At 65.0% G+C, this 16,918-nt stretch carries 15 protein-coding genes and 1 pseudogene; 5 read left to right on the top strand and 11 right to left on the bottom strand.

Going from position 1 to position 16,918, the window contains the following annotated elements:
* Window positions 1-998 precede the first annotated feature (998 nt).
* Together NA3_RS36510 and NA3_RS34040 are read right to left on the bottom strand one after the other, a co-directional pair.
* Window positions 999-1,154, bottom strand: a pseudogene (locus NA3_RS36510) (helix-turn-helix domain-containing protein); the annotation flags it as partial.
* Window positions 1,155-1,270: 116 nt separating this feature from the next.
* On the bottom strand, window positions 1,271-1,903 hold the full coding sequence (locus NA3_RS34040; protein ID WP_062968863.1) for a TetR/AcrR family transcriptional regulator: 633 nt from the start codon (window positions 1,901-1,903) through the stop codon (window positions 1,271-1,273).
* A gap of 319 nt (window positions 1,904-2,222) precedes the next feature.
* Here NA3_RS34040 and NA3_RS39395 point away from each other — a divergent pair, with 319 nt between their 5' ends.
* From NA3_RS39395 to NA3_RS34050, 3 genes are read left to right on the top strand one after another with little or no spacing between them, the layout of a single operon-like run.
* Complete coding sequence (locus NA3_RS39395; protein WP_227995630.1) at window positions 2,223-2,807, top strand: alpha/beta hydrolase; 585 nt, start codon at window positions 2,223-2,225, stop codon at window positions 2,805-2,807.
* A complete protein-coding gene (locus NA3_RS34045) occupies window positions 2,780-3,709 on the top strand; it encodes a hypothetical protein (protein WP_062968865.1) in 930 nt (309 codons plus the stop codon). Before NA3_RS39395 ends, NA3_RS34045 begins: the two co-directional genes overlap by 28 nt.
* On the top strand, window positions 3,706-5,220 hold the full coding sequence (locus tag NA3_RS34050; RefSeq protein WP_062968867.1) for a flavin-containing monooxygenase: 1,515 nt from the start codon (window positions 3,706-3,708) through the stop codon (window positions 5,218-5,220). Before NA3_RS34045 ends, NA3_RS34050 begins: the two co-directional genes overlap by 4 nt.
* A 238-nt stretch (window positions 5,221-5,458) precedes the next feature.
* Here the strand turns inward: NA3_RS34050 and NA3_RS34055 are convergent, their stop codons facing one another.
* The 6 genes from NA3_RS34055 to NA3_RS34080 all read right to left on the bottom strand — a co-directional run bounded on the left by NA3_RS34055 (window position 5,459) and on the right by NA3_RS34080 (window position 11,582).
* Window positions 5,459-6,295 (bottom strand): SDR family oxidoreductase, encoded by an 837-nt coding sequence (locus tag NA3_RS34055; protein WP_062968869.1) that lies wholly within the window; start codon window positions 6,293-6,295, stop codon window positions 5,459-5,461.
* Window positions 6,296-6,398: 103 nt separating this feature from the next.
* On the bottom strand, window positions 6,399-7,124 hold the full coding sequence (locus NA3_RS34060; RefSeq protein WP_062968871.1) for a transglutaminase-like domain-containing protein: 726 nt from the start codon (window positions 7,122-7,124) through the stop codon (window positions 6,399-6,401).
* Entirely contained in the window at window positions 7,121-8,578 is a 1,458-nt protein-coding gene (locus NA3_RS34065; protein ID WP_062968873.1) for a cytochrome P450, read from the bottom strand. The genes NA3_RS34060 and NA3_RS34065 overlap by 4 nt, the downstream gene beginning before the upstream one ends.
* A 72-nt stretch (window positions 8,579-8,650) precedes the next feature.
* A complete protein-coding gene (locus NA3_RS34070; protein WP_062968875.1) occupies window positions 8,651-9,853 on the bottom strand; it encodes an NAD(P)/FAD-dependent oxidoreductase in 1,203 nt (400 codons plus the stop codon).
* Window positions 9,850-11,238, bottom strand: coding sequence for a cytochrome P450 (locus NA3_RS34075; RefSeq protein WP_062968877.1), 1,389 nt, complete (start codon window positions 11,236-11,238; stop codon window positions 9,850-9,852). The genes NA3_RS34070 and NA3_RS34075 overlap by 4 nt, the downstream gene beginning before the upstream one ends.
* 23 nt (window positions 11,239-11,261) lie before the next feature.
* On the bottom strand, window positions 11,262-11,582 hold the full coding sequence (locus NA3_RS34080) for a 2Fe-2S iron-sulfur cluster-binding protein (RefSeq protein WP_062968902.1): 321 nt from the start codon (window positions 11,580-11,582) through the stop codon (window positions 11,262-11,264).
* 130 nt (window positions 11,583-11,712) lie between these two features.
* Between NA3_RS34080 and NA3_RS34085 the strand changes: the two genes are divergently transcribed.
* Window positions 11,713-12,723: a helix-turn-helix domain-containing protein gene (locus NA3_RS34085; RefSeq protein WP_062968879.1), complete on the top strand. Its 1,011-nt coding sequence runs from the start codon at window positions 11,713-11,715 to the stop codon at window positions 12,721-12,723.
* Between the two features lie 193 nt (window positions 12,724-12,916).
* Here the strand turns inward: NA3_RS34085 and NA3_RS34090 are convergent, their stop codons facing one another.
* From NA3_RS34090 to NA3_RS34100, 3 genes are all read right to left on the bottom strand, one after another.
* Window positions 12,917-13,480 carry a hypothetical protein gene (locus NA3_RS34090; RefSeq protein ID WP_062968881.1) on the bottom strand — a complete coding sequence of 188 codons (564 nt, stop codon included), beginning with the start codon at window positions 13,478-13,480 and terminating at the stop codon, window positions 12,917-12,919.
* A gap of 416 nt (window positions 13,481-13,896) precedes the next feature.
* Window positions 13,897-14,370, bottom strand: coding sequence for a universal stress protein (locus NA3_RS34095; protein ID WP_062968883.1), 474 nt, complete (start codon window positions 14,368-14,370; stop codon window positions 13,897-13,899).
* On the bottom strand, window positions 14,367-15,965 hold the full coding sequence (locus NA3_RS34100) for an MFS transporter (RefSeq protein WP_062968905.1): 1,599 nt from the start codon (window positions 15,963-15,965) through the stop codon (window positions 14,367-14,369). Before NA3_RS34100 ends, NA3_RS34095 begins: the two co-directional genes overlap by 4 nt.
* 128 nt (window positions 15,966-16,093) lie before the next feature.
* Here NA3_RS34100 and NA3_RS34105 point away from each other — a divergent pair, with 128 nt between their 5' ends.
* Complete coding sequence (locus NA3_RS34105) at window positions 16,094-16,816, top strand: TetR/AcrR family transcriptional regulator (RefSeq protein ID WP_062968885.1); 723 nt, start codon at window positions 16,094-16,096, stop codon at window positions 16,814-16,816.
* Window positions 16,817-16,918 lie beyond the last annotated feature (102 nt).

Below are 16,918 nucleotides of genomic sequence, written 5' to 3' on the forward strand. Positions count from 1 at the left end.
AGGCTAAGGTTCCACCAGCTCGAAACCTGGCGGATCTGGGCAGGGCGCAGTGCGCACCCACTCCGGTGGGGAACTCCCGGACGGTGAGTGAGAGGCCGGTCGGGAGGCCACGACGAAGAACTGCGGCGTAGTCGTGGCGATGCCGCGGGGGCATAGCCGGGGCCCGGTCCCGCCCACGATCTCGCGCAGCCAGCGCGAATGGATCGGGCTGGGCACACCGTCAGCCGATCGGACCGGGAAGGGGCGGAGCCGTGGGTGCGACACGAGGTCGCACGTTGTGAGTGAACGCATCAAGGGAGGTTCGATGTCGAAGGTGTAGTTCCAAGCCAGTGCTCGAAGGCTTGTCTCCGACCTTGGCGTGCGTCGCGGGTAACTGCGGGGTGCGGAGCACCAGGGTGAAGGCTCAAGGGTTCTCGTTCCATCCGGGGACTACTCAACCAGGAGAAGACGGGACGGGTGAATATGGTGAATCCTCGTTGACGTCTCGTCACCGTCACCTCCGCCGATGGGATGTGGTAGCGGGGGAACAGGACTGGCCGCTGGGAAGCGGCAGGTGCCGCAAGGGGTCGGGCTCCGAGCGGGAGAGCACCACCGTCCCGGGATGAAGAGGACACCCACCCCGGTCGTGTCTCACACGTGTGGAACGTGGCAACCCCGGCTGAGGTCCGAACACTCGAAGGTGCTTGGCGCCCAACGTGTTCGGTAAGCCGACCGCAAGGAAGGCCCAACTCCTCAGTGGGAACAAGATGGTCCAAGAAGCGAATGCCGGTGCGCCGAAAGGCAACAGGAAACCCGGAGGCCGGTAGCCGACTCCTCCGTGCGCAAGCCCACCGCGGCTTGCTTGAGCCGAGATGCCCGGAAACGGGCCTGTCCGGTCCTACCCGATTAGTACTCCGAGCACGGGAGAGCCGTGCACATGGGGAAGGACGGCAGCGAGATCGCAAGGGAGACACTGCAATGCCCGAAGATACAGGGGTGGATGCCCCTGTCGCGTGGGCGAAGTGGCGGTACACGGTGGCTCTGGAGACGCCAGCCTGCCGAGCGATGTCCTCCATCGTCGTCGCCGAGAGTCCGATCTGTTCGAGGCAGAACTCCGCAGCATCGAGTAGGGCCGTAGTTCGCGCACGGCGGCGTATAGATTTCGTCGTCGCCATAACGAGTGTGCCGCTCCTCCGTCAAGAGGGCACGCACCTCCCCTTCTACCTCCCGGTGAGCACTTCAGCGATTGGGTTTGGTGACACATATCGAACGATATGTCTCGCTCCGAGTTCTATCCGGCCGGTTCGTCACGCAGCCGGGGCAGGAGATGGCGGCGCGCGAACCGGCGGGCGCCCTCAGGGGTATCGAGGGATATGCTGATCGAAGGGGTGAGCACGAACGACAAGATCACGCGGACCGTCAGCTCGGAGACCACGCGAAGTTCGGCATCTGTGCGGTCATCATGGACCTCTTGTGCGAGTTGATCGGCCAGAAAGTTCGACGCGGTCTCGACAAGGCCGCCTCCCTCGGTCGTGAGAAACGGTAGTAAGGACTCCGGCTCGGTCTCCAACAGGCGATTGAGCAGAGCGTGCCCACGTACTGCTGTCAGCGTAAACACGAATCCTTCGACGATCTTGTCCTCGAGATCCCGATGGCCCGACACCTCGGCTTCCAACTCCACGAGGAACCTGCCGAGTTCTCGCAAGATCACCGCCTCAACAATGCGTTCCTTGCTCGGGAAGTATCGGTACAGCGTCACACGGGCCAGCCGTGCGCGACGAGCGATGTCCTCGATCCTGCTGCGAGTGATCCCGACAATCTCGAACTGCCGGAGCCCGGCGTCGAGGATGCGTTCCGGGGTTCCAGTCGGCGTCTGCGTCCGGATCACCGATACTGCCTTCAGAAGCAAGCTGGTGTGGTTCATCGTCGTGATCAGGTCCTTCGATCCAGGCGGCTAGTCGGCTGCCGAGCGTGCCGGATCGCCGGTCAATCCCTTGAGCGTGTCCCAGACCCATCGTATATGCCCACTTCGAAAAACACCCTGAAGTGGGCATTGAAACAATAGTACTAGGTAGGTACCATTATTCTCTGTGGTTCGCAACGGGGCGACCCGGCGCATCTCCGGGCTGACCGATGAACGGATGAGGACCAATAGGTACCGGCCCTCATCCGCATATGCCCTTGCGACAGCCATCGCTGGAATCGCCGTCCGGTGCACCGCGCGGCCCACCGAGAAATCACCTATGCGCGTGACTTGCTCACCGCAGATCCGCCGAAGACTTACGGGCGAACTCTCCGCACGATCCGGGTTTCCCGTGTTCGCGGTCGCATACCGGAAGTCCCTGCGGAATCGCTTTCCCGCCGCGAACGACGATGCCTGGCGGGCCTATCGATGGTTGACCTCGCGAGCAGACGGTGGCCGGTTGGCGATCGCGGGAGACTCAGCGGGGGGATATCTGGCGGTCGCCACGGCACTCGCGGCTACTCGAGGAGCCCCCGGAGGTGACTGTCCTCCGCAGTCGGCCTTGCTGGCCTTGTCCCCACTAACGGATGCCACGCTCAAATTGGAGCGGATGCGCGAGCGCGGACGGCTTCAGAAGGACTCGCCGTTCGCCTCCGCCGCCGTCCGAGCCATCGGCTTGTACACGGCCAGCCCGTCCGCGAGAGTTTTCGGTGCTGGACACGGATTTCCGAAATCTGTCCGACCATGGCCCATGTGGGCGGATCGGCTCACACGGCGTTGCACTGACCTCCGGACACCAGGTCGGAATGGTGTCCACAATCGCGAAGGAGTAACGCGATGCCAATCGATCTGCAACACACACTGAACACCATCAAACAGCGCCAATGGGCACTCGGCGACTTCGACTGGGAGGAGCCCGGGGCGGACGCGATAACGACCGAGCAACGCCCGCAGGTCAAGCAGTTCATGTCCGATCTTGTCTGGATCGAGCAGGTCGGCTCGCGCGCGTTCGTGGCACTCGCCCATCAAACCCACGACACCACGCTGAAAGAGATCTACCGCTACTTCCACGCCGAGGAGCAAAAACACGCGAACGCCGAACTGGCCCTGATGCGCCGATGGGGCATGCTCGACGACGACGAGATACCGGAACCGAATACCAATATCCGGCTTGCCATCAACTGGCTGGACAACTACGCCGACGATCTTCCGCTGTCCGTTCTGGGCTCGGCCATTCCGATGCTCGAGGTGGCGCTCGACGGAGCACTGCTGAAGTTCCTCCTCGAGGAGATCAAGGACCCACTGTGTCACAAGGTCTTCCAGAAGATCAACGCTGATGAGTCCCGTCATCTGGCTGTAGACTTCCACGTGCTGGACATGATCGGAGCGGGGCCGGTACACCGACTGTTCATCGAAGCCGCCGGCACCGCGCTGCGCCCATCGATGCTCATCGGCATCCTCACCGGGTTGCCGCTTCTGACGCGTATGCACGACAGCATCATCGCGATGGGGCTTGACGAACAGAAACTCTTCGATGCGATTCGAAAATTCGGCCTAATCGGAGACCGCAGCGTTGCCACCCGCCGCAATCCGATTTACCACGTCATCAAGTATTACGGCGAAATGGTCATGGACCGGTCACACCCCTACCACCGGCTGTTCGGCAACGCTCTCCTGACGATCACTGAACGTTACCCTAGAAAATGGCTCGGACCGGCTCCCTCGTGGATCAACGAACTTACCTACAAACCGGTGGCCGCAGCATGATCGACGAGAGGCAGCAGTCGCACGATGACCCCGGGAAAACAATCCCCGCCGTCACACGCGTGCTGATCATAGGTGCGGGGTTCTCAGGAATCGGTACCGCAATTCGATTGCGGTGCGCGGGTATCGAGGACGTCGTAGTACTCGAGCGCGCGACCGGACCCGGCGGCGCGTGGCGCGACAACGTCTACCCGGGTGCGCCTTGCGATATTCCGTCGGTGCTGTACTCGTTCTCGTTCGCCCGGAATCCGCGATGGAGCCATGAATATTCGTCAGGTGCGGACATCCTTGCCTACATACACGACGTGATCGCCCGGCATGGCCTCGATGGACGAATCTGGTACGGCCGCACCGTGATCGGACTCGACTTCGACGAGGCCGCAGGGACCTGGCGGGTGCATGCCTCGACCAGTAATGGCGAGGAGGTCATCACCGCACGCTCGGTCGTGGTGGCCGCTGGGCCGTTATCCAACGCGAGCAGGCCCGACATCGTCGGCATTGACGACTATCGCGGTCACAAGGCATACAGCGGCCGATGGGACGCCGGTCTCGACGTGACCGGACTAACGGTGGCGGTCGTCGGCACCGGTGCCACCGCAGTTCAGATCATCCCGGAGTTGGTGGACCGGGCCCGTCGCGTGACCGTGTTTCAGCACACGCCGAGATGGGTTCTGCCTCACCCTCAGTACAGGGTGCCAGCGTGGAACAGGTCGTTGTTCGAGAAGCTTCCGCTCACCGAGGATCTGACCCGGGCTGCCTACTTCTGGGCACACGAGGTGATCGGGTCCGGTGTCGCGTGGCCGACGGGTCTCACCACTGCGTTGGAACAGGTGGCCAAACTCCAGTTGAGACTTCAGGTCAAGGACAGGTGGACACGACGGCAACTCACACCTAACTATCGGGCCAACTGTCAGCAATTGCTTATCTCGAACGCATACCTTCCGACTCTAGATCGGGACAACTGCAAACTCCTCACCTTCCCGATAGTCCGCCTCACCGAACGCGGTATCCTCACCGTTGATGGTGTCGAGCGCCGCTTCGACACCATCTTGTTCGCAACCGGATTCGATGTACCCGGCAAGATCGGAACGCCGTTCCCCATTCGTGGTCGTGGCGCACGCCTCCTCTGGGAAGAATGGGCCGAGGGTGCCTATGCGTACAAGAGCATCCATGTTTCCGGTTACCCCAACCTGCATTTCACCTTCGGCCCGAACTCCTGTTCCGGTCGCAATTCGGCGCTGTTTTTTCTGGAAGCCCAGATCGACTACATCGTCGAGTCGGTGCGGATGCTCGAGCGATGGGGCTTACGATACCTCGATGCGCGCAAGTCAGCCCAGGACCGATTCAACGCGGGCATTCGGCGACGCTTGTCCAGGACAACCCGGAACTCCGGATGCGTCAGCTGGCATATGACCGAAGAGGGTTGCAACCCTACCTTGTTCCCAGGCTCGGCTCGCCAATTCCGTGCCCAAATGGATGAGTTCACACTCTCTGACTATCACGCAGTGCCCTAGACTAGAAGCTCGGCTGGCGATCACCAGACGAGTTCGAAGCCAGCTACCATCAACAGGTTCCAGCCGCAACCAGATAGTCCGCTCTCCCGATCAGCGCGGAACCTCATCTTCTCGCTTTCCCTGGTCTGAGACCGGGATCAAGCGTGTGTCCACTACCTGGGGTCGAGGCCGAGGGGTCTTGCGGGGCATGTGACTTCCTCTTCGGGTAGATGGGCGAACCATGGGCTCGAAGCCTGAGTCAGTTCTCTCGAATTCTGTCCAGGTATGCCTGGCGGGCTCCCATATCGACGTCGTCGAGGAACACCGAGTCCACGCCCAGCGCCGAGGCGAGCCTGGCGGCCAGCCATCCGGGGACGAACTTTGTCGCAGCGACAATGCCGCCCGCGAGGCGGGTGACGCGCACGAAGGAACGCGGGTTCTCGATCAGATGGGCTGTCGCTCGGGCGATCTCCTCGGGCTCGGCGTTGCGCAGTCCCTTAGTCCCTGCCGTCCCAGCGACGAGCTCGGTGTTGGTGAACGTGGGCCGGACGGTGGACAGCTCGACCCCAGACTTGCGGTATTCCTGTCGTGCTGCCTCAGTGAACCCGATGACCGCGAACTTGGTGCCGCAATAGGTCGCCAGACCGGGCACGGCGAGTTCGCCGGCCAACGATGCGGTGTTGATGATGTGCCCGGCACGCCGCGGCAGCATCCGCTGAAGAGCGAGCTTGGTCCCAAAGACGACTCCTAGGACGTTGATCTCGACCTGCCGCCGGGTTACTGCGTCGTCTTCCTCATGGGCGTGCCCGGTGGGCATGATGCCCGCGTTGTTGATCAGCACGTCCAGGGGGCCGAGGTCACCCTCGACCAAATCGAGGAAGTCACGAAACGACTCCGGGTCGGTGACGTCGAGGCGGGTGACGACTTTCACCCCGAGCTCGGCGGCCGCCTCCTTGGCACGTTCCTCGTCCACGTCGCCGATGGCGACGCGGTGGCCTCGTCGAATCAACTCCTTCGCGGTCTGGTATCCGATACCGCGGGCTCCGCCGGTGATCGCCACGGTCTTGGCTGCGGTGCGGGGGGCATGCGTCGTCAATTTCTGTTCTCCTTGTTCAGACCGAGGCGTTGCCGCAGGCCACTCAGCCGGGCCGTCGGCTGGGTTACACACGTCCAAGACGTCCGCTATGGTCGCGTCGTGCTCATTGGTCCTCCAGGGGTGAGTGGAACCCGCAGGAGATCCCGTTGGGCGGGGTGCGGCTGGTGGGTGTGTCGGTGAAAGCGTCAGCGATCACGTGGGCGCGCTTGAACATCAACGGTCCATAGGTATGCAGAAGCTCGGTCAGGATCGCGCTCAAAGGCAGGTCGTCGAAGACGCCGCGCTCGCGGACGTACTCCATATGCTGGGCTCCGTCGGCGGTGAAGGCGTGCAGGAGGGCGTCGCGATCGCCGTCGAATTCCACCGGCGGCACACCGAAACGCGCACACAACTCGGTGTTGAACGCGGGTGTCGCCTTCAACCACTGGCCGTCGATGTAGAGATGGCTGTAACCGTGATAGACGAACAGGTCTGTGCCGCCCATGAGCGCTCGCAGCGCTTCGGTCTGCAGGTGATTGCGGACGTCAGCGAAGCCCAGCAGCGCCGGAATCCCTGCCGCACGGCACACCGCGGTCAAGAGCACCGCCTTCGGGACACAATAGGCGCGCCCGGCCTCGAGGACGAAACTGGCTCGATAGTGGGCGGGATCGTCCGACACCGTGTAGGGGTCGTACCAGATCTGGTCACGGACGGCGGTGAAGAGGCGATTGGCCTTGTCCCGGTCGGTGCTCGCATCCCCAATCGCGGCGGCGGTGAATGCGCGGACGGACTCGTGCTCGATGTCGAGGAAGTCGGTCGCCCCCAAGGACGCCCCCGGTGCCTGATTCATCTGCGATCCAGGGTGATCGGCAACCCGTCGACAGGAATGGGGAGCGAGGTGTTGTCCCATCTCACTTCATACTGGTCCGGGACCGACCAGGTGTAGGTGCGCAGCATGTAGTGCAGGATCGCCTTGACCTCGAGAGTGCCGAAGTGCAGACCAATGCACTTGTGCACCCCTCCTCCGAAGGGGATCCACCCGAAACGGTGATTCTGGTCCTCCCGGCGCGGCTCGCTGAAACGGTCGGGGTCGAAGGTATCGGGGCCGGTCCAGCACGACTCGTCGAAGTGGTTCACCGCAGGAGCCACGGCCACCAGGGTGTCCGCCGGGATGTGGCGTCCGGCAATCTCCACGTTCTCGATCGTTTTGCGCATCACGATCGGCACGGGCGCTACGAGGCGCAGCGTCTCCTTGATCACCAGGTCGAGAGTCGCCAGCGAGTCCAGGTCGTCGATGTCGGGGCGGCGTTCACCGAGTCGGTCGGACTCGGCCCGAGCCCGTTCCTGCCAGGCTGGGTGCTTGGCGAGGAAGTAGGCGGCAGCGGTGGTGGTGATGGTCGAGGTGTCGTGGGCCGCCATCATCAAGAAGATCATGTGGTTGACGACGTCCTCATCGTTGAACGCCTCACCGTCGGCCGTGCGCGCATGGCACAGCCCCGTGAAGAGGTCGTCTCCCTGGCCACTTCGAGCCGCCGGCAGATGCCGGGTGAAGTAGTTCTCCAGGAGCGTGCGCCCACGGACTCCGGCGCGCCACCGAGTGCCGGGCAGCGGGAAACGGATGATCGAGCTGGCTGCGCGCACGGTGGCCACGAAGGCGTCGTTGATGGCGTCGGTGTCCTCGCTCCCTCCCCGACCTGCCATGAAGACCCCCGTTGCGACGTCGAGAGTCAGGGCCTTCAGCAGTGGGTAGATGCGCGTGGACCGGCCCGCTGTCCACCCGGGGATGCTGGTCTCCAGCGTCGGGCCGAGCTGGTCGACGTAGCCGGCGAGCCGGTCGCGGGTGAACGCTTCCTGCATGATCCGCCGATGCATCCTGTGCTCGTCGAAGCTCATCAGCATCAGGCCCCGGTGAAAGAAGGCATCGATGAGATAGGTCCACCCGTCCTGGGAGAACGACTTCGCCTTGGTCGTCAGCGCCTCCTGGGTGGCATCCGCGCCGGCCACCATCACGATTCTCGTACCGAAGGCGCCCATCCACCAGACCGGTCCGAAGCGTTCGTACCTGGCCCGGGTGAAGTTGGAGCCGAACCTGATGTAGTCCAGGGTGTGACCGAGCAAAGGCAGGCCCGCGGTCCCCCGGACCGGCTCGAGGCCCGACCCCGCCGGGGGCGGGGTGAGCTCACGCACAGGCCACTGGTCGCTGACCCCAAGCAGGGTCGCGTCGACTCGACTCGGCAGCGGCGCCAGGAGTACCGATGAGAGCCGCTCGCGACCCTTCGACAGCGGAAGCTGAATGTTCGTCACTGACGTTCCTTTCTGAAATGTGGGCCCGCACTCGATGTTTTCCTACCACCGCCGCTCCAGGGACCAGTCATCTCAGGCCGAGCCGGCGAGCACCAGTTCGGCCCGGTCGATGGGGAGTCGCTGCGCGATGACCCGCTTGCTGAACACGAAGTCACGGGGTCGGTTGATGCAGTCGGCAGCAATGAGCTCGCCGGCACGGAGGTAGAAGCAGGCGAAGGCGCGGTCCCGGATCGGGTCGCCGCTGCAGACGACTTCGTCGTACCCGGTGTTGAGACCGGCGATCTGGAGCTTGAGATCGTATTGATCTGACCAGAACCACGGAAGCGCCGCGATCATCTTGGACTTGCCGCAGACGGTCGCGGCGGCCACCTTGGCCTGTTCACCCGCACTCGGCACGGACTCCAGGCGTATGCGACGGCCGTAACGGGCCATGTCGTGGCTGGCGCAGTCCCCGGCGGCCACGATGTCGGGGTCGCTGGTCCGGGTCTGGTCGTCGATCACGACGCCGTTGTCGACGACCAGACCCGCGGCGACGGCGAGCTCGGTGTTCGGCTCAACGCCGATGCCGACAATGACAAGGTCGGCGGGAATTGATTCGCCACCTGACAGGAATACCTCGCGGACCCTGCCGTCACCGGACACAGCCTCGACCAGCGCGCCCGTTCTGATGTTCACGCCCTCCTCCCGGTGGATCCGTTCGAAGAACGCAGATACCTCGCGGGCCGTGACCCGTTCAAGGACGCGCTCGGTCGCCTCGAGCACCGTGACCTCCAGACCCAGCGCACGCAACGAAGCGGCCGTCTCCAGCCCGATGTAGCCGCCGCCGACGATCACTGCCCGGCACCCGGGGGTAGCGGCCTCCCGGATCATCTCGACGTCCGCAGCGGTGCGTAGGTAGTAGACGCCGACCAGGTCGGCACCCGGGATAGAAAGCCGCCGAGGGCGGGCCCCAGTGCACAGCGCGAGCTTGTCGTAGGGCAGCGTGTCGCCGGTGCTCAGTGCGAGATGACCAGCCGAGCGGTCGATCGCCTCCACGGTCGCGTCCAGGAGTTGGATTCCCTGCTTGCTGTAGAACTCGGCGCTGCGGATCGCGAGTTGGTCGAGCGTGCTCTTCCCGGCCAGGTAGGCCTTCGACAGCGGAGGGCGTTGATAGGGCAGCGCCGGCTCCTCGCCGATGAGGACGATCTCACCGGTCCACCCTTCCTGGCGCAGACTGGCCGCGAGTTGGGCCCCGGCATGGCCGGCCCCGACGATGAGGGCCCGCTGCGAGGTCATGCGCTGGACTTCGGGGTGAGGCGAACCATCATCTTGCTGATACCCCTGACGAAATTGGACTGCACGTACTCTGGCTCGCCGACGACCTCGATGTTGTCGAAACGGGGAAGCAACTCCTCCCACAGGATCCGCAGCTGGAGCTCGGCCAGCCGGTTGCCCATGCAGCGGTGGACGCCGAAGCCGAAGGAGATGTGGTTGCGGGCGTTGGCCCGGTCGATGATGAACTCATCCGGCCGTTCGAACACGCGCTCATCGCGGTTGCCCGAGGCGTACCACATCACTACCTTGTCGCCCTTGCGGATGAATTGCCCGTTCAGCATGGTGTCGGCCTTGGCGACCCGGCGCATATACGCCAGCGGGGTTTGCCACCGGATGATCTCCGAGACCATGTTGGGAATCAGGCCGGGGTTCGCCTTCAGCTTCTCGAACTGATCGGGGAAGCGGTTCAGCGCGAGAACACCGCCGCTCATCGAGTTCCGGGTCGTGTCGTTGCCTCCGACGATCAGCAACACGAGGTTGCCCAAGAACTCCATCGGGCGGTCGATCAGGTCCTTGGTGTTCTCGTTGCTCTGCAACATGGTGATCAGATCGAAGCCGGGTTCCTCCCCGGCGGCCATCCGGGCTGCCTTGTCGTGCCAGAGAGCGCTGAGACCTCGCGCCATGTCGCGCATTCCGGGGAACACCTCGTCGTTGTCCGAGGGCCCGCCGTTGGCTTGCTCCAGCGACGTCGCGAGATCTGACCAGTAGACGAGCTTGCGACGCTGCTCGTACGGAAAGTCCAGGAGAGTCGCAAGCATCCGAGCGGTCAATTCGATCGAGACGTTCTGCACCCAGTCGAACGGCTGATCCACGGGCAGGTCGTCCAGCACCTCCTGCACACGCGATCGAATCAGCCCCTCCATCTCACGCAGGTTCTTCGGCGCGACAACGCCTTGGACAGCGGCCCGCTGCACGTCGTGGCGTGGCGGATCCATCGCGATGAACATCGCGATATCGAGGAAGCGAGGCGGGGCCCCGATGACGATGAACGGCTCGGCGGAGAAGAGCTCGTGGTTTTTGTCCACGGCCACGATGTCGGCATGCCGCGTGACAGACCAGAACGGACCGAACGGACTGTTGGGCTGATAGTGGACCGGCGCCTCGTTGCGCAAGCGCTCGAAGTAGGACTGCCAGCGCCCCTGGCGATAGAGAAAAGGGTTGCTGAGGTCGATGTCGGCGAGCTCGACATCGTCGACCGGCGGGATAGGACTCTCGACGAAGAGCTTCTCTCCGTTCGTCCCGGTCACCCATCGCCGGGTCTTGTCGTACAGATGCGCGCCCTGGATCTGCAGATCCATCGGGATGGTCGACTGAACTTTGGTGGTGATTGCTTCAGGAATCTTCATCGGTCTCGAGCTGTCTCTCGTAGTCACATCTGGAACTCAGGCAGTTGGACGATCAAGCCGTCCCACGCCGCACAGGCCATCATCTGGCAGGACAGTCGGGAGGTCGGCTGGCGCTCGGGGTTCATCGCGAGCATCTCCTCCTCCTCAGGGCCCGAGAGGCCGACCTGCTCGGACCATTGCGGATCGACGATCACATGACAGGTACCGCACGCGGCCTCGCCTCCGCAGTCGCCGTCGATGCCGGGCACCGCATTGTTGGTCGCGACCTGCATCAGCGACTGATCTTCCTCGAGAGGCACCTCACGCTTCTCGCCGTCATGGGAGACAAAGGTGACCACTGCCATAGCAAACTCCTGATACACAGTCCTCGATGTGAATACTTGGTAAAAGTCTTGTCGAAGATGACCGCTACGACTATGTTCGAGCGAGTCAGAAACTTGTGAATTTGGCTCAGCGAGACGATGGTGAACCTCAATGACGAGGGCGTGCCCCAATGACGCGGGAATACCCCCGCTCGTGTTCGTGCAACTGCTCGAGAGCCAAGCACTCGACCCAGACGCCATCGCGCGGCTTCGCAATATCATGGCTCGCGAGGGAATTGACGAGGCGACGCTGATCCAGCGCGACGCCCAGGCCCCGTTGCAGTGGTTCCGGGAGGTCTACCCTGAACTTGACGTGGATCAGGCGACCCTGCTCGGCCTCGCGTTCGCTGAACAGGCCCACTTGACTTCCTTCGGCCCATTGAGTTTTCCGCTGGTCAGCGCAGGCTCGGTAGCCGAAATCGTGGAGCTGCTCACCTATCTGCCGTTGATCTCGACAGCCCTCAGTCCCCAGTTCCATCCAGGTGACCACGGCCTCACCGTCGGGCTCACCGCACACACACGCGACCCGGCCCTGGACTGCCTGGTCGTCACCTACAGCGGGTCGGCGCTACTGCGACTGCTTGACATGCTCGCCGACGACGTCCCGACCGTCACACTCCACCTGAGCTGGCCAGCGCCGACCTCCCTGACCCATCATGAGGACGTGCTGGCCGGGCGCATGTTCTTCGACGCTCCGATGTCCTTCCTCCATGTCCCCGCTGACACACTCAACGAGGTCTGCCGGTTCTCCGATCCCCTTGCGTATCGACTCGCCGTCGTCGATCTGCAGCGAACTCTAGACCAGCGGAGCGGAACCATGTCGTTCTCGGAGAAGGTGAGACGGTTGTTGGAGAAGGATCCCGGAAAGCGAAGTAGCCAGTGGCTCGCGCACGAGCTGTCGATATCCACCAGCACACTCAAGCGGCGCCTCTCCGAAGAGGGGACTACTCTTCGCGAGTTGCACGAGTCATTCCTGCTCGAGCGCGCGATGCTGCGACTACTCGACCGATCAATGTCGGTGAGCGAGATCGCCACGGACCTCGGATACAGCGACCTCACCAACTTTTCGCATGCCTTCAAGCGATGGACCGGCCGCTCTCCGAGCGAGTTCCGGCACTCATAACGCTGCCCTCGGGGATATAGGAGAAGTCCAACAGCGCTTGGACGGTCTTCTTGACGGTCATCGCGACCTCCTTGCTGGTTGTTCACGCCTAAGTGCGCGTGAAGTCAGAGTTGTTGCGTGGGAGCATCATCGGGCGGCGAAGTAGGTCGTGCCCGCGTCGAAGCGGAGTCCAGGGTCTGCAGCGGGATCCGGCTCACAACCGTGCTTTTCGTCGTGCTCGTGCCCCAGCCGCGTGGCGGCGTTCGCGCGTCCTGCTCCGGCCGGGCGCAGTGTCGGTGAGGCGGGTGCTGGTCGAGATCGTTTCGGGTTCCGCTGCCGCGACGAAGCCGCTGAGTCGCGTGGCTGCCAGGATCTCCGGGTGGTCGCACGCGCAAATCCGGGCCCTCGCCGCTAGCGCATCGAGGCGGGCTTGGAACGCGCAGAGGTCTTCCACGATGTCGGCCGGTACGGTCACCGCGGGCAGGTGCTGTCCGGCCCGCGCGGCGCTGCGGTAGGGGGCGCCGATCGCGAGGTCGTCGAGCATGTCGGTCACTCGTGCGTAGTGCGGGACGCCGACACGGCCGACTTCGCGGAGTTCGCTGCCGCGCGGGTGGTCTTGCCGGTACTCGACGGTCGTCCATTCCTGATCGATCATGCCGACGGTGAGGATTCGACTGGGTTCAGCAGGATCGGCGAACTGGATGCTGATGCCCCCTGCGAGGGCATGGTCCAGCACTTGGGCTGCCTCGATCGCGGAATCGCCGGCGGCCGACCCCATCCGTGCTGTTCCGGTCGGCTTGTGAGCGGGGCGAGCGGCCGTGATCGCCGTCCGGATCGTCTCAGCGATCTCGGGGCCAGTGCCGACCCCGAATCGGCGGATCGGTGCGAATTCTCGTCGGCCCGCAGATCGGGCGTAGACGGCTGCCGCGGCCAGAGCTGGTCCGGACACCGACGTGCCGTCGTGTGCACGGTCGTGCAGCCACGCCAGCGCCGGGATCTTTTCGGCGCTATCGGCGTGAGGGGGTGGTGCCCTGTGAGGTCAGGAAGTGGTCGACCTCGGCGGTGAGGAACAGGGCGGTGGCGGTGGTGGGGTGGGTGGCAGGTCGGCGGAATCGGGTGAGACCACGGGTAAGGCGGGGATCCAGTCCGGGGCCTCACAGGGTTCGGGTCCGATGGTCTCGGGCGTGTGCTCGGTCATGGGCGCTTTCTGTGGGTGTCTAGCGGGGGGGCGGCGATGAGGACGTCGCAGTGAGCTTCACGGGCGAGCGTGATCGGCGGGGTGGACAACAGCCGGGCCAGCAGTCGTGACCGGTGGGGGTTGGCGGTGACGATGAGGTCGGCGGCGGCGGCCGCGGCCAGGCGCAGCAGTGCGGGCAGGGTCGGTTCGGGCAGGATGTGGGTTTCGATGGCGGTGGCGCCGTGGGCGAGGGCGTGCTGGTGGGCGGTGCGCAGGATGGACTCGGCGGGATTGCTGCCACGTTGCCGGTAGGCGTCGGAGCCGAGCAGGTCGAGCTCGGAGCCGAGCGCGCGTTCGTCGATGTCGTGGCGGACGCAGATGATCAGTAGTCGGGCGTGGGTGGCGTGGGCCAGTTCAGCGGCGTGGTCGACCACGCGGTAGGAGCGGTCGGATCCGTCGGTGTCGACGATGATCGTGCGATAGGCCGTCATGACGGGCGTCTTTCATGAGAAGGGGCGTATCTCAGGAGGACGGGGCGGAAGGTGTGCGGGCGTAGTGCGCGAGCGCGGCGGGTGGGTCCGGGGGCGAGCAATGCGAGTACGATTGCCCCGGCTGCGGTGAGGGCGGCCAGGGCGAGCGCGGCCTGGCCGCTGCCGTGCACGAACGCTGCCTTGGCGAACTCGGCCAGCGGCCGGGCTGCCGGTCCGGCCTGGTCGGCGACCTGCAGGGCGGCGGCCAGGGAATCGGCGACCGGGCCGCGGGCGGGCTCGGGCAGCTGGGGCAGGGCGGGCCGGATGCGGTAGGAATAGCCGGCGGCCAGCACGCTGCCGGCCACGGCGATCCCGATCGCGGCGCCGATCTCGCGGGCGGCGTCGTTGACCGCGGCGGCGACCCCGTGTTTGGCCTCGGGGGTGTCTGCAACGATCGCGTAGGTCGCCGGGGCAGTGCACAACCCCAGGCCCGCGCTCATTATTAGCAGCGGCCACAGCAGATCGAGGTAGTGCGCGGCGAGGGTCAACCGGCTCACCAGCACCAGCCCGGCGGCGATGGTGAGCAGGCCGGTGACGGTCATCGCCCGCATGCCGACCCGGCTCGACAGCCACGGGGCGATCACCGAGATCACGACCAGCGGCACCGCCATCGGCGCCAACCCCAGCGCCGAGGCCAGCGGCCCGTACCCGAGGATCAGCTGCAGGTACTGCACCAGCAGCAGGAACACCCCGAATGTGACCAGGAACTGGATGGTCACCGACAGCGCCCCGGCACCGAAACCGCGGCGGGCGAACAACCGCACATCCAGCAGCGGCGCCGCCGACCGCAGTTCGACGACCACGAACACCACCGTGGCGACCACACCGACCCCGGCGGGGACGGCGACGAGCGGGTCGGCCCAGCCGCGCGCGGGGACCTCGATCGCGGCGAACACGATCGCCGCGACCGCCGCCGCGACCGCCGCCGCGCCCACCCAGTCCACCGGCGGATGCTCCCGCTGGCGCGACTCGGCGATGGTGCACGCCAGCACCGCCAGCACGGCCCCGGCCACGGTCAACCCGACGAACACCGAAGACCACGACCACCGCTCCAGCAGCAACCCGGCACCCAGGATGCCCAGCACCGCCCCGGACCCGGCGACACCGGCCCACACCCCCACCGCCCGGCCGCGCAGAGCGGGGGCGAAGCCCGCGGTCAGGATCGACAGCGTCGAGGGCATCACCAGCGCCGCACCCGCCCCGGCCAGCGCGCGCGCCGCGATCAGCCACACCGGCTCGTCCAGCAGCAGCGGCAGCGCCGACGCGGCAGCGAACACCGCCAGCCCCGCCACCAGCACCGCGCGCCGCCCGTAGCGGTCACCGACGGCTCCGGCCGGCAGCACCAGACACGCCAGCACCAGCGTGTAGCCATCGACGATCCAGGTCAGCTGGGCTTGCGTCGCCCCGGTCGCGACCGCGATCTGCGGCAACGCCGAGTACAGCGCCGCCATCGCCGCGACGATCAACGCCACCGCCAGGCACGACACCGTCAGCATCCACCACTCGGCCCTGCTCCAGCGGGCGATCTCGACCGTGTCCGTCTCGGGTGTGTTCACCGGCACCTCCCGACTTTAGAGACCGACGGTCTCTGTGCGAGACTATTCGTATCATAGTGGTCGGGGTGTGTGGGATAAAGTTCACCCAAACCCGAGCTGAACAATACGAATCGGAGGAACGCGCGGCCATGACCGACCCGCACCCCGCAGCGACCGACCCGCTCACCGCGGACGACGAGCAGGCCGATCCGCGGCTGGCACGCTCACGCAACCGGTTGCTCGACGCGGCCACCCATCTGCTGGCTACCGGCGGTGTCGAGGCGGTCACCGTCGAGGCGGTCACCCGCGCGTCGAAGGTCGCGCGCGCCACCCTCTACCGACACTTCGGCAGCACCACCCAACTGCTCGCAGCGACCTTCGAACGGCTGCTCCCCCACGTCGACACCCCCACCGGCACCGCACCGGTGCGCGAACAGCTCATCGCGGTGCTCACCACCCAAGCCGACCACATCGAACAGGCCCCGGTACAGATGACCACCCTGGCCTGGCTGGCCATGGGATCCATCGGCGACGACCACACCGACCCCATCCACCGCCACCCCGACCCGGACGCGATCACCTCGCTACGCGCCCGCGTCATCGAGCAATACCGCCGACCGTTCGACCACGTCCTCACCAGCCCCGGCGCCCGCGCGATACTCGGCGAACTCGACACCACCTTCGCCATCATCGAACTCCTCGGCCCAATCATGTTCGCCCGCCTCACCGGACTACGCACCATCGACCACGACGACTGCACCCGACTCGTCGACAACTTCCTCGCCACCCACCACACGGCCATAACTACGCCGACTCAGCGCGGTGGTTCCACCCGAGAACGCCGCGATGATACTCCCGCTGGTGGCTGTTAAGCAGAGCGGTTATTGCGCAGTAGAGCACCTACGACGATGGCGGCGAGATTTCCGGGCCGAGCACTGGCCCGATGCCGGAAGGCTCAGCAGGATCGGGCGGCT

The organism is Nocardia africana NBRC 100379, from assembly GCF_001612635.1.
Taxonomy (GTDB): domain Bacteria; phylum Actinomycetota; class Actinomycetes; order Mycobacteriales; family Mycobacteriaceae; genus Nocardia; species Nocardia africana.